This is a genomic window from Rathayibacter sp. VKM Ac-2754 (assembly GCF_009807095.1).
Taxonomy (GTDB): domain Bacteria; phylum Actinomycetota; class Actinomycetes; order Actinomycetales; family Microbacteriaceae; genus Rathayibacter.
Genome location: NZ_WUCC01000004.1, coordinates 89,448 through 110,407, shown reverse-complemented (window position 1 = coordinate 110,407; position 20,960 = coordinate 89,448). Strand labels below are relative to the sequence as shown.

Sequence of the window (20,960 nt, the reverse complement as noted above, 5' to 3'; positions counted from 1 at the left end):
TGCGGAGCGGGATCAGGGAGTCGTGCTCTCCGCCGCCGAGCGCAGCGCCCAGGCGGTCACCGCCACCTCGGCGCCCGCCACGATGTCGGTCTGCACGGGCCAGGATCCGCGCACACCGCCCGCGATCTGCGCGCAGAAGAGAGTGCTCGCCACGAGGGCGCCCTGGGTGGCGCCCGCGTCCCAGCCGAGGCGTGCGACCGCGGAGCCGCCGGCGGGGATCTCGAGGCGCACCGGACCCGCGTCCTCGGTCATGAACGAGCCTCCGCGCACGAGGTCGACGTCGAGCGCGTTGCCGTTCTGGTCGGCGAAGGCCAGATCGGGGTAGCCCTCGACTACGCACGGCTCCTCCGAGAAGTTGAGCAGCTCGATCGTGAGCATCCGGTGCCCGGTGGCCGCGTCGGTGCCGCCGAGCAGGGGTGTCGCGACCTCGGGGGTGCAGGCGTCTGCGGCGAGGGGGCCCTCGGCGGGCGCACTCGTCGGCGGAGGCGTGCCCTCGGCGTACGGATCGGGGAGCGCTCCCGTCTCCTCGTCATAGCCGTTCGCGATCGCCTCCGCGGCTGCGGCGCTGCGCTGGGCCTCCCGCTGCCCGGCGACTCCCGCGACCACGAGGGCGGCCGCGACGACCACGGAGACGCCCGCCAGTGCGACGGGTCCGAGACGCGACGGGCGCGCGGGAGCCGCGCTCGCGCGACGACCCAGCAGCACGACCAGCAGCGCGGGCAGCCAGCCCTGCACGAGCCCCCAGTAGGCGCCGACCGCGGCCTGCGCGCCCAGCCCCGAGAAGAGCATCCGGAGCCGCATCGGCGGGAGCGCGCCCGCGACGACGGCCGCGTCCTGAGCGAGGCCCGCGACGCCTCCTGCGACCACGGCCGCGAACCAGACGGCCACGAAGGCCGCCCGACCTGATCCGCCGACGAGCCGGCTCACCAGCAGGTGCACGACGGCCACGACGATCGCACCGACCAGCCCCACGAGCAGCGACCAGGGCATCGGCTGCGCCCAGACGTAGCCGGGGACCGTGAGCGGCAGCACCGCCTCCTGCCCGCCGATGCTGAGCGAGTTCCACTGCAGTGCGGCCGCGATCGCGCCGGTGCCGAGCCACAGCACGGCGGCCGTCACGGCGGCCGCTCCCGCGCCCCTGTTCGTGTCCGCCATCGCGCTTCCCTCCGCCGCCCCCGCGTGATGCGATGCGCACCGGGGCGACCGTAGCAGGAGGGGCGTCCGGCCCTTGCGGCACTCCCTCGTCACGCGTCCGTGCTCGGCGAGCGGCGCTACCGTCGAGTGCGCCCGCCCGAGGCATCCGTCATCCCGGAGGGGGCGTCCTCCTCGCGGCCGGCGCGAGGCCCCCGCTCACTCCGCACCGCCGGCCGTCCGGAGCTCTTCACAGTGGTCGTCCTGCTCCCGAGTGCCGCAGCGTCACGCTTCAGGGATCTCGAGCCCCCAGGTCGACGGGTCGACCTGGTCGGGATCCGGGCCACCGCGGACGCCGCGGTCGAGCGCGGCGATCTCGCGCAGCTCGTCGTCGCTGAGCGCGAAGCCCGATACCGCGAGATTCTGCGCGATGCGCTCGGGACTCGTCGACTTGGGGATAGCCGAGCGTCCCTCCTGGACGTGCCAGCGCAGCATGACCTGCGCGGGGGTGACGCCGTGCTCGCTGGCGAGGCGGCCCAGCAGATCGTCCTCGAGGACACTGCGGCGGTCCTCGCCGTAGCCGGGGTAGAAGGTGATGCCGCCGATGGGCGACCAGGCCTGCGTGAGGATCCCGAGCTCGGCGTTCGCCTCCTGCACCGCCGGCTGAGTGAAGTAGGGGTGCAGCTCGACCTGGTTGACGGCGGGGACGATCTCGGTCTGCTCGCGCAGAGCCGTGATGTGATGCGGCAGGAAGTTGCTCACGCCGATCGCCCGGACGCGGCCGTCCGCGAGGAGGGTCTCGAGGGCGCGGTAGGCCTGGACCGTGCGCTCGAAGTGCTGCGGCATCGGCTGGTGCAGGATCAGCACGTCGATCCGATCGACGCCGAGCTTCGCGGCACTCTTCTCGAAGGGGTGCAGCGTCTGGTCGTAGCCGTAGTCGCTGACCCACACCTTGGTCTCGAGCACCACGTCGTCGCGGTCGAGGCCGGAGCGGCGGACGGCGTCGTCGACCTCGCGCTCGTTGCCGTAACCCGCCGCGGTGTCGATGTGGCGGTAGCCGGCGGCGAGAGCGGACTCGACGGCCGCGGTGGTCTCCTCCGGCGCGCTCTGGAACACGCCGAAGCCGATGGAAGGCAGGTGGACACCGTTGTTGAGGGTGAGGAAGTCGTTCATCGGTCCTTCAGAGGGGGTCGTGGATCAGGACGTCGCGCGCGACGAGCGCGCGGCGGGGGTGCTCTGCCAGGAGGCGAGCAGTGTGACGCGCTCGGCGGTGGCCGACAGCGGTTCGATCGTGTAGACGAGCAGGGTGAGTCCGGGATCCGTGGTCAGCTCGAACGACTCGTAGCCGAACTCGAGGTCGCCGACGAGCGGATGCCGGTAGTGCTTCGCACCTCGCTGGAAGCGGATCACGTCGTGGGACGCCCAGAGCGCACGGAACTCCGCGCTCCGGGTCGAGAGCAGACCGACGAGCCGGACGAGGTCCTCGTCGAACGGGTCGCGCCCCGCCGCCTGATGCAGCAGTGCGACGACGTTCCGCTTGACCTGCGCGGAGTCGACGTAGAAGTCGTCGGCGCGAGCATCGAGGAATGGGAACCGGGCTCCGTTGAACTCGCCGATGTCTGCGGGCGCCAGCCCGTACAGGGCCGCGCCGAGAGCGTTCGTCGCGACCACGTCGAGCCGCGGGTTCTGCACGATCGCCGGGACAGTGAGGGCGTCGAGCACCGCCTGAGTCCCGGCGGCGACTCCTCGGCCGCGCGGACGCGCTCGACGTCGCAGCGGTGCTGCGGTCACCTGGACGAGATCCATCAGGTGCTGCAGCTCGGTCTCGTCGAGCTGCAGGGCCCTGCCGATCGCCTCGAGGACCTCCCGCGAGGCGCCCGGCGTGTTCCCGCGCTCCAGCTTCGCGTAGTAGTCGGTGCTGACCCCCGCGAGCTGAGCCACCTCCTCGCGCCGGAGCCCGGGCACCCGCCGCCGCCCCCCGTAGTGCGGCAGTCCCGCCTGCTCAGGAGTGATGCGGGCGCGCCGGGACGTCAGGAAGCCCGTGATCTCCTCGCGATCGGTCATCTCAGGCCGCGTCGATCGTGAGGTCGATGACCTCGGGGGTGACGACCGCAGGGTCGACCGCTCCGCGCACGCCGGTGTCGAGCGAGCGGATCGTCTGCATCTCATCGGCGGAGAGCTCGAAGTCGAACACGTCGAGGTTCTCGGCGATGCGTGCCGGGGTCACCGACTTGGGGATCGCGCTGCGACCCTCCTGCAATTGCCAGCGGAGGATCACCTGCGCCGGCGACTTCGCGTGCGCCTCGGCGATCGCGCGGATCGCGTCGTTCTGCAGCGGCGGCACAGCGCCGTTCTCGCCCGCCCAGCCGTACACGCCGCCGATCGGCGACCAGGCCTGGGTGAGGATCCCGAGACCGCGGTTCACCGCGACCAGCTCGGGCTGCTGGAAGTTGGGGTGCACCTCGATCTGATTCACCGCCGGGACGACGTCGGTCGCGCGCGCGAGCGCCTGGAGGTCGTCGGCCGAGAAGTTCGCGACTCCGATAGCGCGCACGCGCCCCTCGCTCAGGAGGCGCTCGGCGGCCTTGTACGCAGCGATCGTGCGATCACGGTCAGCCGCCCACGGCCAGTGCAGCAAAAAGAGGTCGACGTGGTCGACGCCGAGCTTGGCGGCGCTGGTGTCGAAGCCGCGCAGGGCGCTGTCGAAGCCGTAGTCGGTCATCCAGAGCTTGGTCGTGAGGAAGACGTCCTCGCGGGGCACTCCGGACTCGCGAATGCCGAGGCCGACCTCGCGCTCGTTGAAGTACGCGGCGGCGGTGTCGATCAGGCGGTATCCCGAGCGCAGCGCGTTCTCGACGGCCGAGGCCGCCTCGTCACCCTCGCTCTGGAGGACCCCGAGGCCGAGCGCCGGGATCTCGACTCCGTTGTTCAGGGTGAACGTCGCTGATGTCATGTCGACCTCTTTCCTTCGTCGGATCGAGTCAAGCCGCTGACCGGTCGTGGAGGAAGGACGGGATGAACAGTGGTCTGCGAGACCACCTCGACCGCAGCCGACCGGTCTCCCTCCTGCAACCCCAGGGGGCCGCCCTCAAGCAGGACCTCCGGGGGCCGCGTCAGTGAGCTCCCTCGCGAGCTCGGACGTACTCCGGTCAGCTGTGAAACCCGAGAACAGCGATCCCTGCCACCACCTGTCCGGGAGAGCCCTCGCGCCGTGACCCGGGACGACCGGCAGCCCCCTGGACTCGCCTCCGGACCGCTGACGGGCGTCGAGGGTGCCGCTCCGAGTCGGCCCGGAGTGTCAGAGCAGGTCGAAATCGAAGTCGACCTCGTACGAGGTGTCCTCGGGGTCGTTCTCGAAGGCGACGAGCTGAGGGGTGTCGAGTCTCTCGGTGCGAGTGTCGATCTCGGCGACCGTGTCGCCGACCTGCTGCGTCTCGTCCGGACTGCGGATCCCGTGGACCGACAGCGGCACACCGAGACCGACGACGATCAGCACCTGCGAGCGCGTCTCCGGCCTGCTGGCATCGTCGAGCGTGACCGTGCCCATCTCGCGGTGCCGCGCGAGCGTCAGGGAGTAGCGGAGGACCGCCGCCGCGGTCTCGTCCTCGAGATCGACGAAGCCGCCGGTGTGGAACAGGGTCTTCATGGGAACGTCCTCTGCTGATGGAGCGGTGCCGGTGAGGCGCATCGGGGTCAGGGACACGTTCCGTCGAACCTAGGCTCCGCACCGCACGGTGCACCACGCGGTTGACAGACGCCGATCGGAGGAGCGGATCGCGCGCTCGCCCACTCCCCGGCTGATCGGGCCCATCGACTCACACCCCGCAGAGAGGCCACCCCGATAGCGTCGTCACGACGGTGCGACCCGTGCTCCCCGGTCGCGCTGCCCGCCCGCCGGTCGCCCTCGACCGACGCCGGGTGATCGCCACCTCACGGAACATCGACCGCGATCCGCATCGCGAAAGGTCCTGACCATGGCACCGAGCACGGACGATCTCCTCCACTCGCCCTTCGAGGGCCTCCTCGCGACGCCCTCCTCGCGCCTCCCGTACCAGCACGACGTCCAGCTCCGCTCCTTCGTGCTGCAACGCCCCGAAGGCACCGTCGTCGTCTACAACTCCCCCGGTGTGAGCGAAGCGGCGACGGCGATCCGGCAGCTCGGTCCGCCCTCGCGGCTGCTCGTGAACCACGCGCACGAGGCGATGTACGGGCAGCCCGAGCTGGACGTCGCGGTCTGGATGCATCACGCCGATCGCTCCGAGGTCGGCGCCTCGCTCGAGATCGCGGGAACCTTCGATCGGCGCGAGTGGATCGACCACGACCTCGAGGTCATCCCGACGCCCGGCCACACGCCCGGAACCTGCTCATACCTGTGGGACAACGGCACGACCCGCTTCCTCTTCACCGGCGACTTCCTCTGGATCGAGAACGGCGAGTGGAAGGCCGTCGTCCTCGACCCCGCGCTCCGCGCCGACTATCTCGACAGCCTGAGGCTGATCCGAGACCTCGACTTCGACGTGCTCGTGCCCTGGGGCGTCACCGAGGGCGACTCTCCCGCCTGGCCCGTGCGCGATGCCGACGACCGGCGGCATCGGATCGACCTGATCATCGACAGGGTCGCCTCCGGCGGTCAGCGCTGACCTCGTCCCGTCGGACGGACCGCCCCGCTCGTCACGACGTCCATGCTCCGCAGGCGATGAAGAGCCCAGCGCGCGCGACCGGAGTGCCGCCGCTCACTCCGGGGGCGCGGCGTCGCGCAGCCGCTTCGGGGCCCGCGCCTCCCACGCCTCGCGCAGCAGCTCGCCGAGGCGGGCGGGTGGGACTCTCGCGAGACGCACGAGCACGCTCGGGTGGCCGTCGTAGTGATCGGTGGTGAAGTACGTGTCGGGGTCGTCCTGCAGCAGCGCCTCCCGCTCGCCGAGATCCGCTCGCCAGCAGACGAGCACTCCGGGCTGCTCGTGCAATCGGGCGAACATCCTCGACCCGGCGTAGAAGGCCGGGGTGCCGTAGGCGGAGCGCTCCTCGACCCCTGGCAGCTCGAGGGCGAGGCGGCGCACGTCGCTGTCGCTGCTCATGCCGACAGTGTGCAAGCGAGCGGCGGACGAGCACAACCGCCGGCCCGCTCCCGATCGCTTGACACCGTCACCGAGCGCTCACCATCATCGGCAGGGACGACCGGAGGCGGCGGGCCACCGGCACCTCGGAAGGAACGGCGCACCGATGCCCACCACGATCTTCGTCAACCTGGCCGTCAGCGATCTCGCACGATCCCGTGCGTTCTTCGAGTCGCTCGGCTACTCCATCAACGAGGGCTTCAGCGACGAGCACGCCGTCAGCGTGGTGATCAGCGACACGATCACCGCGATGCTGCTCACGCGGGAGTTCTTCGCCGAGTTCACCAGCAAGCCGATCATCGACGCCACCACCTCGACCGAGGTGCAGCTCGCCCTCAGCGCCGAGAGCAAGGAGGAGGTCGACACCGTCCACGAGAAGGCACTCGCAGCGGGCGCGGCGGACGCCGGCACCCAGGACCACGGCTTCATGTACTCGAAGAGCTTCGACGACCTCGACGGCCACCACTGGGACTTCGTCTGGATGGACCCCGAGGCGGCGGCCGGCGGCGCGCCGGAGATCAGCCTCGAGGAGATCCGGGAGAACACGACGCACAGCTGAGTCGCGCCCGACCGCGAAGTGCCGTCGAGACGACAGGGCAGCGGCGTTCCGCCCGACTCGCCCTCGCTGCCGAAGACGCCCGCGGTCTCCGCTCCCGACGGCGACTCCTCTGCGGCTCTGCTCAGCTCACGTCGAGTACTTCTCGACCGAGCGCCTCGGAGAGCAGTCGCTCCTCGGTGACGGAGTGCGTGCTCAGGGTGACGCGCTCGGTGGGGACGACGGTCTTGACGATGCCGATCCGCTCCTCGTGCAGGATGACGACGACAGGCTGAGGAGTGCGCGCGTCGAGGTCGCGAGGAAGCGGGCCTCCTTCGGGAAGGGATTCGCGGGTGAGGCGGATCTCCTCGCGCCGGACGTCGACGGTGAGGGTGCGCTGCTCGGTGACGATGACGCGCTCGAGCCGGACTCGCTCGGTCGCGTATCGCCGCGTGGTGACGCTCAGCTGCTCCTCGTGCCGGATCATCTCGACGGCCGGGTCGTCCGGTGTCGAGATCCGAGAGGTGGGTCGAGCAGTCATGGGATCTCCGATCAGGCGAGCGCGAACGCTGGTGCGGGGGGTGGGAACAGGACCGGCCCCGCTCAGAGAGGAGCGGGGCCGGTCCTGTCGGGCGCGTCAGCTCGAACGGCGAGTGGTCGTCGTCGGCGCGGCCTGCTGCGCCTTGCGCGCGGCCTGCTCGGCCTGCTCCTTCACGCTCGGCGCGTTCTGAGCGTGCTGCTGGATCTTCGGAGCCTCGTCCTCGGCCTTGGTGAGGATCGTCTCCCAGCGCTGCTGCATCGGCTTGATGAGCCCGCCGCCCGCACCCACGATGATGACGCCGGCGATGATGGCGAGGACCGCGATGAGGATCGGCGTGGTGACGGTCGTGGCGACCTCGATCTGGTTCAGCGCAGCGGTCGCTCCGAGGAACAGGATGAAGACGGCGACGATGTTCCCGAGGACCTTGCCGTAGGAGAGACCGCCGAGCGTGTTCTGAATGAGCCCCTTGGCGCCGGCGGCGATCGCCGCGGCGATGACGATGATGATGATCGCCACGATGATCTTCGGGAGGAACCCGATGATGCCCTGGAGCAGGTCGCTGACCGGGTTCTGCCCGAAGACACCGAAGGCGAACTGGAGAACGAACAGCACCAGCGTGTAGTAGATGATCTTCGACACGATGTCGGAGGCGTCGAGCTTCGAGTTCGCGAGGGCCTTCTTGATACCGCCGCGCTCGACGGCGCGGTCGAAGCCGACCTTCGTGAGGAGCCGGGAGAGGCCCTTCTCGATGAGCTTCGCGACGATGAGGCCGACGATGAGGATGAGCAGGAACAGCAGTGCGAGCGGGACGAACGCGATGACCGCGGCGAGTCCGTTCTGAAGTGCGGCGGGGAAATCCATGGGGTGTGCCTTCCAGGCATGGGTCCCCGGGGGGACGGTTTCGGGTGGTGCGGGAGGTGGTGCCGGGTGGCGGCGGCCGACCGGAGGGTGCCGGGGCGGCCGCCGCCGGTGCCGCTTAGGAGCGGTTGCCGCGGTCGACGACGGTGTCGTCGGTCGCGGTGGAGCGGGTGGTGGGCTCGAGGACCTCGATCTCCTCGTGGGCGACGTCCTCGGTCACCGTCTGCTGCTCGGTGACGGTCTCGGTGCCGAGCGACACACGCTCGACGGGGACCGTCTCCTTCGCGGTGACGACACGCTCGCCGGTGAGGATCACTTCGTGCTCCTCCTCGCTGAGCTCCGGACCGGAGAGGGCGTTGTCGGCGTTCGCGTCAGTGATCGGCTCGCGGGTGACGCGGACCTCCTCGTGGCTGACGGGGACGGTCTTCGTGACCTGCTCGGTGACCACGTGCTTGCGGAGGCGCGCGCGGCCCGCCTCGACCTTCTCGGTGCCGACGCGGAGGCGCTCCTCGGAGCGGGTCATCGCGTCATCGGTCGTGGGGCCGGAGGTGTCGTAGCCCTCGGTGCCGGCAGTGTTGCCGGCGGTGCGGTCGGCGTCCTGGTCGTAGAGGGGCGCCTCGGTCGGTGCGGAGTAGCTGTCGCCCCGGCCGTAGTAGGAGTAGAGCGTCTGCTCCTCGTCGGCGTTGAGGGCGCCGTCGTCGTCGACGCGCGGGGCGTCCTTGACGAAGGACTTCTCGTAGGGCACGCGCAGGACGCCGCCCTCGTAGGTCGCGTCCTGCAGGGGTGCGAACGACTCGGAGGAGCCGAACAGTCCGGTGCGGATGGTGACCCAGGTGGGGGTCTGCGAGTCGTCGGCGACGTAGACCTGGCCGACGGTGCCGATCTTGGCGTCGTCGCTGCCGCGCACGTCGGCGCCGATGAGGTTGTCGATGGTGGTGCTGTCGATCACAGTGCACTCTCTTCCTCCGGAGCGATGGCTCCGGAGCTCGGTGATGGGTGGTCTCGGGGGGGAGCAGCCACTGCTCGCATCGCGGTGGTCCTCGCACAGGAAGCGGGACACTTACGGTGTAAGCCAAAGTGGAGCTTACAAAGTAAGTCTGATTAGGGTGGGGAGCTCCACCCGGTTGTTTTTCACGCGCGACGCTGGTAGCGGGGTGTGAGGATCGCTACGGGAGGCCCGCCATCACTGGGAACACGAAGACGAACAGGGGCGGATCGACTGCGCCGAGGCTCAGCAGGGAGCTGATCGTCACGACCGCCCTGACGCAGATCGACAGATCGGGGAGCCAGAGCCTGTCGATGCGCTCCCTCGCGCAGGAACTGGGCGTCGAGGCGATGTCGCTCTACCGGTACGTGCATGGCAAGGAGGACCTGCTCGAGGGCGTCATCTCGCTGCTGATGCGAGATCTCAACTCCCATCTCGACGAGTCGGAGGCGGAGCACTGGCAGGGATTCCTGCAGGTCGTGGCCCACGAGGTCCGTCGAATCGCGACAGACCACCCACGAGCATTCCCCCTGGTCGCGACGCGACACCCCGCCGCCCCCTGGCTGCGACCGCCGCTGCGGAGCGTCGAGGTCGTCAACACGTTCCTCAGTGCGCTGACGTCGCACGGGTTCTCGGACGAGCGGGCCGTCGGCGCCTACCGCGCGTTCAGCAGCTTCCTGCTCGGTCAGCTGCTGCTGCAGGCCACGATCCACGGAGCCGAGACGTCACCCGTCGAAGAGCCGCTCGACGAGGGAGACGCTGCTCTGCCGCAGGGCGACGGCACGATGTCGCTCGACGTCGCGCCGGAGGTCCTGCGCCTGCGCGACCTGCTCAGCGAGGACCGGAGTGACGAGGAGTTCGAGATCTCTCTGGAAGCACTCCTGGACCGGCTCGACCTGGAGCTCTCGCAGTAGGACCCTCCGCGAGGGACCGGTCCCAGGGCCAGCCTCCATCCACGACGGGCGCGTCCGGCTACCGTGTGCCGATGACCGAGATCAGCGCCCTCCTCGACCACTGGGTCCAGGGGTGGATGCTCTCCCGCCGGATGGTCGGCCGGCCCGACGGCGAGGGCTGGCTCGTCGAGGTCGACGCCGACACCCGGGCGCGGGAGCGCATCAGCGCGACGCCGTCGCTCGCCGAGCTCGACCGACTCGTGGCCGCGACGAGCGGGCCGGACGCGTGGCTGACACTCGTCGGAGACCTCGATGCGCGGAGCCTCGAGGCGCTGGCTCCGCTCGACCGCGTCACCAGCGACGAGAGCATGATGACGGCGGCCCTCCTGCCCACCCCCGCACCGGAGCGGGTGCTCCTCGAGGCGGACGGCCCGGTCGCCCACGCCCGCATCGAGGTGGACGGCGAGCTCGCGGCCCGCGGACAGGCGGCGGTGCGCGCCGGGGATTGCGTGTTCGACCGCGTCGAGACGACTACCGAGTTCTGTCGCCGCGGCCTCGGACGCCTCGTCGTGACGGGTCTCAGCGCCTGGGCTGCGGACCACGGTGCGACGACGGGGATCCTGATGGCCAGCGTCAGCGGTCGGAGACTCTACGACAGCCTCGGCTGGTCGGAGGTCTCCCCCCTCGCCACCTTCCGCGGACGGCCGGACTGAGCGTTTCTACCTACGCACAGGAGTTCCCTCGGCCTCGTGCTATCAATCCTTCGTGACCTGAGTCTTTCTCCTCGCACTGGCCCCCGTGCGAGGCACATTAACGACCTGTAGCTGTGCCTACTCTGAAGAACGGCGCAGACCGTTCCACCCCTCCGGTGCGCCGGAATCGGCGCCCCAGCTCCCCCTGACCGTCACGAGCCGACCGCCCGACCGCCCGCCGCACTGCCGCTCCACCACGCAGCAGCGCACCAGGCACCGTTCGGCGGCCCTTCCCCGCACCATCCGCCCGGAACGCAGTGACGCGTGCAGCCGGCTCCTCCCCCGTCGGAGGAGTCCCGGCCCTACGAGCGCCTCGAGGCTTCCGCCACGACGTGTTCCGGTCGTTACCCTCCCCCAGCACGAGACGATCGGAAGACACCCCATGGCACGAGCCACCCCCTCCCCCACCTCACCGCCCCTGCCTGCGGGCGCCGCAGCCGAGTCGCGTCCGCGGCAGCTACAGGGACTGGGCGGAGCGGTCCGGCGACCGAGGAAGGACCTCCTCCGGATCCTCGCGATCACGGCCGCGGTGGGGATCGCCGTGTCGACGGTCTCGATCCTGGACGCGCCGACCGCCTCGGCCGCCGAGTCGACCTACGGACCCGACGGCACGCACTACCCGTCGGACACCCCCGACATCCGCTCCGCCGGCTCCGACTACACGGTCGTGGAGGTCGCGGCGTCGGGCTCGGCGATCCGCAAGGCGCTCGACGCCCTGACGAAGGCCCAGATCGCGGCGGGGGCCGTCATCGCGGTGGCACCCGGCTACATCGCCGACCTGTCGGCCCTCAACGGCTACAAGAACGCGGGAAGCACCAAGGTGCTGATCACGGCGCGCGACGGCTTCCGGTCGGTGACCGGCGGCGACTGGGCGCTGAAGTCGGTGACGGGCATCACCCTGATGCGCTTCGACATCGACTCGATCGACGTGAAGGGCGCGACGCACTCGTCGTTCGCCTGGCTCCGGGTCAACGAGAACTGGGTCGGCCTCGCCGCCTCGGCCGGCGCCCCGGTGCGCGACGTGGAGCTCATCGAGGTCGTCGAGCCCGACTCGCGCCTGAGGAGCGCCGACTCGGCTCAGATCAAGGCGTTCGCGCCGAACGTGATGAGCGACGTGCTGGTCGAGGGCGGCTACATCGCCCCGTCGTACTACCTCGACGCGGTCTACGGCGGCTCCAACCCGGCACGGCCGCACACCGACAGCCTCCAGATCGAGGGCTCGGGAGTCACCGGCCAGATCACCGTCAGGGACACCGTCGTGTTCGGCTCGAACAACAGCGCCGTCATCGTCGGAGGCGTCAAGAACGTCGCGTTCGAGCAGTCGCTGATCGTGGGCGGCACCGTCACCGCCAAGCGCTACCCGTTCCTCGCCGGCGGCGCCGGCTACCCCGGAGCCATCAACGGCGCGGGCAGCCTCAGCGCCATCCAGGGCAACGGAGGCGGCAACATCGACGCGTCCGACTCGATCCTCATCGGCTCCCTCCAGCCGACCTGGGACGCCGTCTACAACACCCGCACCAACCTCACCAACCGGACGGCGAGGACCGGCGGCTTCACGGTCGACAACACGCTGACCTCGATGACGTCCGCCGACCTCGACGAGATGAGCACGCGGCCGACCACCGCCCACCTCGTCGCCAGCTGGGACGAGGTGACCATCCCGAGCACGCCGGAACCCACGCCGACGCCCACCCCGACCGCCACGGCCACTCCGACGGCGACGCCCACCGCGACGCCGACGCCGACCGCGACCCCCACCGCCACTCCGACCCCGACCTCGACGCCGACCGCCACGCCGACCGCGCCGCCGACCGCGCCGGACTCCGAGGCGCCGAGCGAGCCCCAGGTGCCGGTCGCCGACACCACCGCCCCGTCGGTCGCGATCACCTCGCCGCTCCCCGGTGCCGTGCTCAGCGGCACGACGACTGCCACCGTCACGGCCACTGACGACACCGCTGTGACCGGCGTCGCCTTCTACCTCGGCAGCCTCAAGGTCGGCGACGCGACCCAGACCGGCGCGTCCACGTGGTCGCTGACCACGAGCACGACGGGCATGCGCGGGACCTTCCCGCTCACCGCCCGAGCGACCGATGCAGCGGGGAACATCCGCGTGAGCTCGCCCGTGTCGGTGACGCTGAGGTAGCGCCTCCCTCCGCCGACGGGCCGGCCCTCCACTCCGGAGGTGCCGGCCCGTTCTGCATTGCCAGGCGCCGTTCAGGGCGCAGCGGCCGTCACGCCTGCAGGATCACGGCCCCGTAGTGCGTCCCCGCGCCCGTCCCGACGAGCAGCACCGACTCCGCCGGCTCGATCCGCGCCCGGTGCAGGGCCAGCGGGATCGCCGCGCCGATCGTGTTGCCCACGTCGGCCAGCGTCACGACCATCTTCTGCCGGCCCCAGAGACGCGCCATGCCCTCGAGCCCGGCCTTGCTCGTCTGGTGCGGGACGATGCGGTCGATGCCGGGCGTGCCGCTCGAGAGCCCGAGCCGGACGGTGTCGAGGAACGCCGGGAAGTGCCGCAGCGCGTCGACCAGCAGCGCGCCTCCGTGCATGTCGAAGCGGAAGTCGGAGAGCCGGTCGGCCGCCTCCTCGATGCGGATCCGCGAGCCGAACCCGCGGATCTCGGCGTGCCGCACTCCGCTGGGCCGGGTCAGGAACTTCGAGGCCACGATGCCCTGCTCCGGAGTCACCGCGCGCCCGACCACGACGGCCGCCGCGGCGTCGCCGAAGAGGAGGGCGCTCTCGGGCTGGGCGAGGTCGATGCCGCGGCTGCCGCCCTCGGTCGAGACGATGAGCACCCGCTCGGCGCGGCCCGTCGCGATCAGGAACCCCGCCTCCTGCAGCGCGAAGAGGAACGACAGGCAGGTCGCGTTGAGGCTGTAGGCCGAGACGTCGTCGAGGCCGAGGCCGGCGGCCAGCAGGGCTCCGCCGTCCGGGATGGCCTGCAGCTGCGTCCCGGAGGCGTTCAGCACGACGTCCACGTCGCTCGCGTCGATCCCGGCCGCGTCCAGGGCGCGCCGCGCCGCCGTCAGCCCGAGCTCGAGCGGGTCTTCGTCATCGGCGAGCCAGTGCCGCGTGAGCACTCCGCTGCGCCGCGCCGCCTCCTCGGGGTCGATGCCGCAGAGCGCGGCGACCTCGGCGGTGCCGACGACCCGCTCCGGAAGCGCCTCCCCGGTGCCGAGGATGCGGATGGGCAGAGTGTCGGGCACTGTGGCGTTCCTCCTGCTCCGGATCGACGGTCGATCCGAGCGTTCTCTGTATACCGCCGATGCGAGCTCGATGTCGGCGCGGCGAGGCCGGGCGCGGATTGACGGCCCCCTGCTCCGCGGACACTATGGACGGGGCCTCCCCGCGTTCGGCGGCGGTGACCCGGTGCGGGTCGCCGGGTCGAGCGGCGGAGGGGGAGCGGATGAGCGAGCAGCACTCCGGTCCCAGCACGCCCTCGGGCGCCACCACCCCCTTCTGGGTCGTGGTGCCGCTGTACAACGAGGAGAAGCTGCTCGACGGGGCCCTCGAGGCGCTCGCCGCCCAGACCGATCCCGACTTCACCCTCCTCCTCGTCGACAACGCGAGCACCGACGGCTCCCGCGCGGTGATCGACGCCTTCGCGGCCCGGCATCCGGGGCGGCAGGTGATGACGATCACCGAGGGGCAGAAGGGCACGGGAGCCGCCTCCGACACCGGGTTCCGCTACGCGATCGAGCACGGTGCCGCGGTCATCGCGCGGACGGACGCCGACTGCCTCCCCGGAGCCGAGTGGGTCGCGCGGCTGAAGGCCGACGTCGCGAGCGGAGCGCGATTCGTCGGCGGGCGCCTGAATCCGCGCACCGACGAGCCGATCTACCGCTGGTACGACGGCGTCATCGGCACCGCGATGATCCGGCTGCTGGAGCGGGCGCCCGCCGTCTTCTACCGGCGACCGGGGCAGCGCTACCCGCTCTTCATGGCCGCCGGCTCGAACATGGCGATCGACGCCGCGCTGTACCTCGAGGTCGACGGGTTCCCCCGCTCGAGCATCGACGACACCGACGAGGATCTCGAGCTGCACCTCAAGGTGTGCCAGGTGATCCCGCGGGAGCAGGCGCGGCTGGACCGTCACGCCGTGGTCCGCATGTCGATCCGCAAGGGCAAGGCGCTCGGCTACCTGGGGATCCTGCTCTGGTACTGGGACCGCAAGAAGACCACGGCGGTCATCGATGTCCGCTGAGCGACGGCGCGTGCTGATCACCGGCGCGACCGGGTTCCTCGGCGGCTACGCGGTCCGGGAGTTCCTGGCGGCGGGCGACGAGGTGATCGCGGCCGGCCGCAACCCCGCCGCCCTCGAGAGGCTCCGCTCCGAGGGCGCCGAGACGATCGAGGCCGACCTCGCGCAGCTCGCCGCGATGCCGGTGCGCGCCGACGTGCTGGTCCACTCCGCAGCCCTCTCGAGCCCGTGGGGCCGCTGGAGCGAGTTCCACGAGGCCAACGTGGCGGGCACGGAGGCGATGATCGACCTCGCGCAGAGCTCGCGGATCCGCCGCCTGGTGTTCGTCTCGTCGCCCAGCATCTACTCGGCCCGGCGGCACCAGTTCGCGGTGCGGGAGGACGACTTCGACCCCGACAGCCGGATGAGCCTCTACATCCGCAGCAAGATCGAGGCCGAGCGCCTGCTGCAGGCGGCGCTCGCGTCGGGCCGCCTCGAGGAGCTGGTGATCCTCCGCCCGCGCGGGCTGATCGGAGTGGGCGACCCGAGCCTCATCCCGCGCTTCGTCGCGGCCTCGCGGCGACGCGGCATCCCGCTCTTCGACGGCGGACGCAACATCGTCGACGTCACCTGCGTCGAGAACGCGGCGCACGCCCTGCTGCTGGCCGCCTCCGCGCCGGTCGCCCCCGGGAGCGTCTACAACATCACCAACGGCGAGCCGCAGCCCTTCGGCGTCCTGCTCGACCGGTTCTTCGACGCGATGGGCGAGACGCCGCGCTACCTCACCGTCGACCTCCGCATCCTGAGCGCCCTCGCCGTGGTGCTCGAGAAGGTCTACGCGCTGCTGCCGCGCGGCACCGAGCCTCCGTTCACGCGGTACACCGTCGCGACCCTCGCCTACGCCCAGACCCTCGACATCTCGCGGGCGCGCGCCGAGCTCGGCTACGAGCCGACGGTGCCGCTGGCCGAGGGGATCCGCCGCGTCGGCGAGCACTACCGGGACACCCGTGGCTGAGCGGGCGGGCTCGCTGCTGGTCTTCGCGTGCGGCGACACGACCTTCCCGCTGTCGCAGGTGTTCCGCGGCAAGCGGCTGCCGAGCCGCACGTTCCCCTCGAACGTGTTCCTCTACACGCACCCGAGCGGGCGACGCGTGCTCTTCGACACGGGCTACCCGCCGACCCTGCGCGGCGCGGGACCGATCGGGGCGCTGTACCGCCGCATCCTGCCCCCGCGCATCACTGCCGGCGAGACGATCGACGCCCAGCTGCGGCGCGAGGGCCTCACGCCGGGCGACATCGACCTCGTCGTGCTGTCGCACCTGCACCCCGACCACATCGGCGGGCTGCGCTACTTCCCTGACGCGACCCTGGTGCTCTCGGCGGGCCAGCAGAGACGGATGCGTCGCCACGGCATCACCGACGGGATCTTCGACGCGCTCCTCCCGCCGTGGGTCGCGTCGGCGCCGACGCTGGTGGTCGACGAGCAGCCGTCGGTGACGGTGGCGGGAGTGACGGGCTTCGACGTCTTCGGCGACGGCCGCTTCGTGGTCACGCCCCTCCCCGGCCACGCTCTCGGGCACCTCGGCGCGCTCGTCGAGGGCCGCCTGCTGCTCGCCGGCGACGCCGCCTGGGGTCGCGACGTGCTGACGTGGTCCGACCGCCTCCGCCCCCTGCCCCGCCTGATCAGCGACGACCCGGAGGCGCACCACGCCACCGCCGCGTCGCTCGAGCGCCTCGAGGCCGCCGGCCTCACCCTCTGCTTCAGCCACGACGTCTACCCGTCGCGCGTGCTGCTGCCCTGAGGGCCGCGGGCCGCGCCGAGCACGCTGCCGCCGCCTGCAGTCGAGCCCGAGCATGCTGCCCACGCCCGCAGTCGCCGCCGCCCCCTGCTGATCGAGCAGCCCGCGCAGCGGGCGTATCGAGATCCACGTCCGCCAGAAGCCGAGGGCAGAAGCCTCGTCTGCTGAAGCCGGTCGGTCTCGATACGCCCCTGCGGGGCTACTCGACCAGCATGGAATTGCCGCGGCCCCGTCTGCTCGCCTCGCAGCCACCGCCTGCAATCGAGCCCGAGCATGCTGCCGCCGCCCGCGGTCGGCGCAGAGCATGCTGACGCTGCCTGCAGTCGCCGCAGAGCATGCTGATCGAGTAGCACGCGGAGCGGGCGTATCGAGATCCACGTCCGTCAGAAGCCGAGGGCAGAAGCCTTGTCTGCTGAAGCTGGTCGGTCTCGATACGCCCCTACGGGGCTACTCGACCAGCATGGAATTGCCGCGGCCCCGTCTGCTCGCCTCGCAGCCACCGCCTGCAATCGAGCCCGAGCATGCTGCCGCCGCCCGCGGTCGCGGCAGAGCATGCTGATCGAGTAGCCCGCGCAGCGGGCGTATCGAGATCCACGTCCGTCAGAAGCCGAGGGCAGAAGCCTCGTCTGCTGAAGCGGGTCGGTCTCGATACGCCCCTGCGGGGCTACTCGACCAGCAGGTGATGGCTCGCCGGAGCGTCAGACCGCGAAGTCCTCCGGCCAGCCGTGCGCGGCGAGGTAGCGGCGCACGCGCTCGATGTCCTCGTCGGAGGGGAGCTCCGAGGTCACGCGGGCGATCGCGGCGCCCACGTCGACGCGGCTCGCGTCCGTCGAGAGGCGCGATCCCACCTCCGTCACCTCCGCGTCGGTCAGGCGGCGGCGGAGCAGCGCGACGAGCGGGACGAAGTCCTGCTCGGGGAGCCCGGTCGGGTAGCCGGCGCGCAGCCAGCGGACCACGCGGGTCACGAGGCCGTCGCGCTCCTCGGAAGCCGGCTCGGCGAGCTCCTTCGGGTCGCCGAGCGGCCAGCCCGCGCTGGCCAGACGCGCCGAGACGCGCAGGAGGTCGTCCGGCATCGCGGGCCCGAGCAGCATCTGCTCGACGCGCTCGCGCAGCCGCTCGGGGTCGAGCTCCTGCCCCGCCGCGTCCGCCCGAGCGGCCTCGGAGAGCAGCTGCCCGACGACCTGCTCCAGCTCGTCGGCGGTGAGACTGCGCCGCAGGATGCCGAGCAGCGGCACGTAGTCCTGCTCAGGCACTCCCGTCGGGTAGCCGGCGCGGAGCCAGGCGACCACGCGCGCGACCAGTCCGTCGGTCGTGCCGGGCTCGAGGGCGGCCACGCTCAGTCCTTGGGCTGGAAGGTCGGGAAGACGTTCTCGAAGCTGACGGTCTGCCCGAGCCCGGTGGCGATGATGATGCTGAGGCCGATGGCGACCGCCGCGATCACGAGGACGAAGCAGACGACTCCGATGACGCGCAGCAGCGGCGCCGGGAGCGAGCGTTCTGCGAGGGCGGAGTCGCCGGCGACGGCGAACGAGCGGACACCGACGGCGAAGAGCGCGGGCAGGCCGGCTCCGAGGATCACGGCGACGAGCGCCACCTGACCGGCTGCGGCGAGGAAGAGTGAGAACACGGCGGCGATCCTGTCTACGAGGTGCGGGAGTCGGCGGTCGAGCGGGCGGGCGCCTTCGCGTCCTCCCACTCGTCGTTGACGTTGTGGGCGCCGATGCTGTCGCGGCGCGAGCGGAGGTAGATGTACACGGCGACCGCGACGAGGATCGCGGCCATGAGCAGGCCGCCCCCGGCGCCCCCGACGAGGTTGCCGAGCCACCACATGACGGCGCCGACGAGCGCGGCGGCCGGGAGGGTGATGACCCAGGCGATCACCATCCGCAGGGCGACGCGCCAGCGCACCTGGGCGCCGGGGCGTCCGACGCCCGAGCCGAGGATCGAGCCTGTCGCGACGTGGGTGGTCGAGAGGGCGAAGCCGAGGTGGCTGGAGGCGAGGATCACGGCAGCGGACGAGCTCTCGGCCGCCATCCCCTGGGGCGTGTTGATCTCGACGAGGCCCTTGCCGACGGTGCGGATGATCCGCCAGCCGCCGATGTAGGTGCCGAGCGAGATGGCGAGCGCGCAGGCGAGCTTGACCCAGAACGGCACCGACTCGGTGTCGTCCCAGCCGCCCGCGGCGATCAGGGCGAGCGTGATGACGCCCATCGTCTTCTGCGCGTCGTTGGTGCCGTGGGCGAGCGAGACCAGGGACGCGCTGCCGATCTGGCCGATCCGGAACCCGTGGTGCAGCTTCTTCTCGGCGATGTTGCCGATCACGCGGAAGACGAGCCAGGTGCCGATCGCGGCGACGGCGCCGGCGAGCACCGGCGACATCAGCGCCGGCAGGATCACCTTGCCGACCACGCCGTCGAGCTTGGATCCGTCGCCCGCCCAGTTGACGCCGTTGACACCGAGTCCGGCGAGCGCCGACCCGATCAGGCCGCCGAAGAGCGCGTGCGACGAGCTCGAGGGCAGGCCGAGCAGCCAGGTGAGCAGGTTCCAGATGATGCCGCCGATGAGGCCGGCGAGCACGATCAGCAGCAGAGCGGATCCCCCGCCCTCGAGCAGCGCCGGATCGGGTGCGCCGGACGAGTCCTGGATCTTGACGACCGCGTTGGTCACGGTCAGGGCGACCTCGATGCTGAGGAACGCACCCACGAGGTTGAGTGACGCGGACAGTGCGACGGCGACCTTGGGCTTGAGGGCCCCGGTCGCGATCGAGGTCGCCATGGCGTTGGCCGTGTCATGGAAGCCGTTGGTGAAGTCGAACGCCAGAGCGGTGACGATCACGAGGACGAGAAGGATGAAGGGATCCACGGAGGAGATACTCCGCCCTCGAGCCGCTCCGTGGGACGGTCGCGAGACGCATTCACCGACTATTCATCTTGCCCTCGCTCGCCCTCGACTACCCTGTGGGGTTTCTCAGGCGAGCGGCCGTCTCAGCGCTCGGCGTGCGGCAGCGGGGGCGTCAGGTCGGGCACGTGCTCCGGGTCGGCGTCGACCACGGGCTCGGGAGTCGGCGCGACGCCGGGCAGCGGCGGGGTGAGATCGGGCGTCACGTGACGGCCGACGCTCGCGGTCGCCTCGGCGACTCCGAGACGGCGAGCGGCCTTCGCCTGCTTCGCCTTCAGCTTCTCGGTGCGCTCGGCGAGCTTCCTGGCCTTCTTGCGCAGCTTCTTGCTCGAGTCGCGCACGGCCTCGTGCGCCGCGCGGACCGACTTCTCGGCCTTCGCGAGCGCCTTCTTCGCGCGCTTCTGCGCTGCCTTGCCGTCGTTCTTCGATGCCATGGGGATCCTCCGCTCGTCGGCCTGGTCGGCCGCCCCCACCGTATCGACGGCCACCGACAACGGCCTAAGTGGTGGGGGCGCGCCCAGGGGCGTAGAACTGCGTCATGACCGATTCGATCTCCCCCCGCGCCTTCCGCGCGATCGCCGGCACCGAGGACTGGCGGGTCGTCGGCGACGGCGCCCGCGCCTGGTTCGCGACCGGCTCGTTCGACGTCGGCGCCGCGCTCGTGGCGGCCATCGCCTCCGTCGCCGAGAAGGCGGGCCACCATCCCGACGTCGACCTCCGCTACGGCGGGGTCGGTGTCCGCCTGATCAGCCACGACGTCGGCGACATCAGCGAGCGCGACGTGGCACTCGCCCTGCGCATCTCGGCCGCGGCCCGCGCGCTCGGGATCGCCGCTGATCCCTCGCGCGTGCAGAGCCTGCAGATCGCGATCGACGCCGTCGATGTCGCCGCCGTCCGCCGCTTCTGGCAGGCGGCGCTCGACTGCTCCCCCGTCGAGGACGCCGATCTGGCCGACCCCCGCGGCCTCGGCCCGAACATCTGGATCCAGCGGATCGACGAGTCGAGGACCGAGCGCAACACCATCCACCTCGACCTCTACCTCCCCCGTGATCAGGTCGAGGCCCGCCTCGACGCCGCACTGGCCGCCGGCGGACGCCTCGTGAACGACGACAACGCGCCGGAGTGGTGGACGATCGCCGACCCCGAGGGCAACGAGCTCGACCTGGCGCCCTGGCGCGACGACAGCGAGTGGAGCGCCTGAGCCCCCTCCGCGACCGCGCGCCGGTCTGGGAATCGTGGGCGAGAGGTCGCGCCGCGGTCGGATCCTCGGCACG

The 20,960-nt window shown here is 71.2% G+C and carries 23 protein-coding genes; 9 read left to right on the top strand and 14 right to left on the bottom strand.

Features of this window, described 5'->3' with window-relative positions; translation table 11 throughout:
- Positions 1-12 precede the first annotated feature (12 nt).
- The 5 genes from GRS92_RS08185 to GRS92_RS08165 form a co-directional block, all read right to left on the bottom strand.
- Positions 13-1,155 carry a DUF4232 domain-containing protein gene (locus GRS92_RS08185; protein ID WP_159855093.1) on the bottom strand — a complete coding sequence of 381 codons (1,143 nt, stop codon included), beginning with the start codon at positions 1,153-1,155 and terminating at the stop codon, positions 13-15.
- A 261-nt stretch (positions 1,156-1,416) separates the two neighbouring features.
- Positions 1,417-2,304 carry an aldo/keto reductase gene (locus GRS92_RS08180; protein WP_159855091.1) on the bottom strand — a complete coding sequence of 296 codons (888 nt, stop codon included), beginning with the start codon at positions 2,302-2,304 and terminating at the stop codon, positions 1,417-1,419.
- Between the two features lie 24 nt (positions 2,305-2,328).
- Positions 2,329-3,195 (bottom strand): helix-turn-helix transcriptional regulator, encoded by an 867-nt coding sequence (locus GRS92_RS08175; protein ID WP_159855089.1) that lies wholly within the window; start codon positions 3,193-3,195, stop codon positions 2,329-2,331.
- A gap of 1 nt (position 3,196) precedes the next feature.
- Complete coding sequence (locus GRS92_RS08170; protein WP_159855087.1) at positions 3,197-4,084, bottom strand: aldo/keto reductase; 888 nt, start codon at positions 4,082-4,084, stop codon at positions 3,197-3,199.
- A 345-nt stretch (positions 4,085-4,429) separates the two neighbouring features.
- Positions 4,430-4,777: a hypothetical protein gene (locus GRS92_RS08165; RefSeq protein ID WP_159855085.1), complete on the bottom strand. Its 348-nt coding sequence runs from the start codon at positions 4,775-4,777 to the stop codon at positions 4,430-4,432.
- Positions 4,778-5,105: 328 nt separating this feature from the next.
- Between GRS92_RS08165 and GRS92_RS08160 the strand changes: the two genes are divergently transcribed.
- Entirely contained in the window at positions 5,106-5,771 is a 666-nt protein-coding gene (locus GRS92_RS08160; RefSeq protein ID WP_159855083.1) for an MBL fold metallo-hydrolase, read from the top strand.
- A gap of 93 nt (positions 5,772-5,864) precedes the next feature.
- On the opposite strand, the gene GRS92_RS08155 is transcribed toward GRS92_RS08160, so the two are convergent.
- Positions 5,865-6,206 (bottom strand): MmcQ/YjbR family DNA-binding protein, encoded by a 342-nt coding sequence (locus GRS92_RS08155; RefSeq protein WP_159855081.1) that lies wholly within the window; start codon positions 6,204-6,206, stop codon positions 5,865-5,867.
- Between the two features lie 145 nt (positions 6,207-6,351).
- Between GRS92_RS08155 and GRS92_RS08150 the strand changes: the two genes are divergently transcribed.
- Positions 6,352-6,804: a VOC family protein gene (locus tag GRS92_RS08150; RefSeq protein WP_159855079.1), complete on the top strand. Its 453-nt coding sequence runs from the start codon at positions 6,352-6,354 to the stop codon at positions 6,802-6,804.
- Positions 6,805-6,925: 121 nt separating this feature from the next.
- Here GRS92_RS08150 and GRS92_RS08145 read toward each other — a convergent pair whose 3' ends face one another.
- The 3 genes from GRS92_RS08145 to GRS92_RS08135 all read right to left on the bottom strand — a co-directional run bounded on the left by GRS92_RS08145 (position 6,926) and on the right by GRS92_RS08135 (position 9,128).
- Positions 6,926-7,321 carry a YsnF/AvaK domain-containing protein gene (locus GRS92_RS08145; protein WP_159855077.1) on the bottom strand — a complete coding sequence of 132 codons (396 nt, stop codon included), beginning with the start codon at positions 7,319-7,321 and terminating at the stop codon, positions 6,926-6,928.
- Between the two features lie 96 nt (positions 7,322-7,417).
- Positions 7,418-8,182 (bottom strand): mechanosensitive ion channel family protein, encoded by a 765-nt coding sequence (locus tag GRS92_RS08140; protein WP_159855075.1) that lies wholly within the window; start codon positions 8,180-8,182, stop codon positions 7,418-7,420.
- Positions 8,183-8,297: 115 nt separating this feature from the next.
- A complete protein-coding gene (locus tag GRS92_RS08135; protein WP_159855073.1) occupies positions 8,298-9,128 on the bottom strand; it encodes a DUF2382 domain-containing protein in 831 nt (276 codons plus the stop codon).
- 194 nt (positions 9,129-9,322) lie between these two features.
- Between GRS92_RS08135 and GRS92_RS08130 the strand changes: the two genes are divergently transcribed.
- The 3 genes from GRS92_RS08130 (at position 9,323) to GRS92_RS08120 (ending at position 12,952) form a co-directional block, all read left to right on the top strand.
- Positions 9,323-10,078, top strand: coding sequence for a TetR/AcrR family transcriptional regulator C-terminal domain-containing protein (locus GRS92_RS08130; RefSeq protein WP_327437435.1), 756 nt, complete (start codon positions 9,323-9,325; stop codon positions 10,076-10,078).
- Positions 10,079-10,149: 71 nt separating this feature from the next.
- Positions 10,150-10,770 (top strand): GNAT family N-acetyltransferase, encoded by a 621-nt coding sequence (locus tag GRS92_RS08125; protein WP_159855072.1) that lies wholly within the window; start codon positions 10,150-10,152, stop codon positions 10,768-10,770.
- Positions 10,771-11,191: 421 nt separating this feature from the next.
- On the top strand, positions 11,192-12,952 hold the full coding sequence (locus GRS92_RS08120; RefSeq protein WP_159855070.1) for an Ig-like domain-containing protein: 1,761 nt from the start codon (positions 11,192-11,194) through the stop codon (positions 12,950-12,952).
- Between the two features lie 88 nt (positions 12,953-13,040).
- Here GRS92_RS08120 and GRS92_RS08115 read toward each other — a convergent pair whose 3' ends face one another.
- Positions 13,041-14,015 (bottom strand): 3-oxoacyl-ACP synthase III family protein, encoded by a 975-nt coding sequence (locus GRS92_RS08115; RefSeq protein ID WP_159855068.1) that lies wholly within the window; start codon positions 14,013-14,015, stop codon positions 13,041-13,043.
- Between the two features lie 200 nt (positions 14,016-14,215).
- Here GRS92_RS08115 and GRS92_RS08110 point away from each other — a divergent pair, with 200 nt between their 5' ends.
- From GRS92_RS08110 to GRS92_RS08100, 3 genes are read left to right on the top strand one after another with little or no spacing between them, the layout of a single operon-like run.
- A complete protein-coding gene (locus GRS92_RS08110; RefSeq protein ID WP_159855066.1) occupies positions 14,216-15,013 on the top strand; it encodes a glycosyltransferase family 2 protein in 798 nt (265 codons plus the stop codon).
- Positions 15,003-16,004, top strand: a complete 1,002-nt coding sequence (locus tag GRS92_RS08105; protein WP_159855064.1) for an NAD-dependent epimerase/dehydratase family protein — start codon at positions 15,003-15,005, stop codon at positions 16,002-16,004. The genes GRS92_RS08110 and GRS92_RS08105 overlap by 11 nt, the downstream gene beginning before the upstream one ends.
- Entirely contained in the window at positions 15,997-16,791 is a 795-nt protein-coding gene (locus tag GRS92_RS08100; RefSeq protein WP_159855062.1) for an MBL fold metallo-hydrolase, read from the top strand. The genes GRS92_RS08105 and GRS92_RS08100 overlap by 8 nt, the downstream gene beginning before the upstream one ends.
- Positions 16,792-17,486: 695 nt before the next feature.
- On the opposite strand, the gene GRS92_RS08095 is transcribed toward GRS92_RS08100, so the two are convergent.
- From GRS92_RS08095 to GRS92_RS08080, 4 genes are all read right to left on the bottom strand, one after another.
- Positions 17,487-18,122: a DUF3349 domain-containing protein gene (locus GRS92_RS08095; protein ID WP_235021884.1), complete on the bottom strand. Its 636-nt coding sequence runs from the start codon at positions 18,120-18,122 to the stop codon at positions 17,487-17,489.
- A gap of 2 nt (positions 18,123-18,124) precedes the next feature.
- Positions 18,125-18,415 (bottom strand): hypothetical protein, encoded by a 291-nt coding sequence (locus tag GRS92_RS08090; RefSeq protein ID WP_159855060.1) that lies wholly within the window; start codon positions 18,413-18,415, stop codon positions 18,125-18,127.
- Between the two features lie 14 nt (positions 18,416-18,429).
- Complete coding sequence (locus GRS92_RS08085; RefSeq protein ID WP_159855058.1) at positions 18,430-19,650, bottom strand: inorganic phosphate transporter; 1,221 nt, start codon at positions 19,648-19,650, stop codon at positions 18,430-18,432.
- A 122-nt stretch (positions 19,651-19,772) separates the two neighbouring features.
- Positions 19,773-20,120 (bottom strand): hypothetical protein, encoded by a 348-nt coding sequence (locus GRS92_RS08080; RefSeq protein WP_159855056.1) that lies wholly within the window; start codon positions 20,118-20,120, stop codon positions 19,773-19,775.
- 104 nt (positions 20,121-20,224) lie between these two features.
- On the opposite strand from GRS92_RS08080, the gene GRS92_RS08075 reads away from it, so the two are divergent.
- Entirely contained in the window at positions 20,225-20,887 is a 663-nt protein-coding gene (locus GRS92_RS08075) for a VOC family protein (protein WP_159855054.1), read from the top strand.
- Positions 20,888-20,960: the final 73 nt, after the last annotated feature.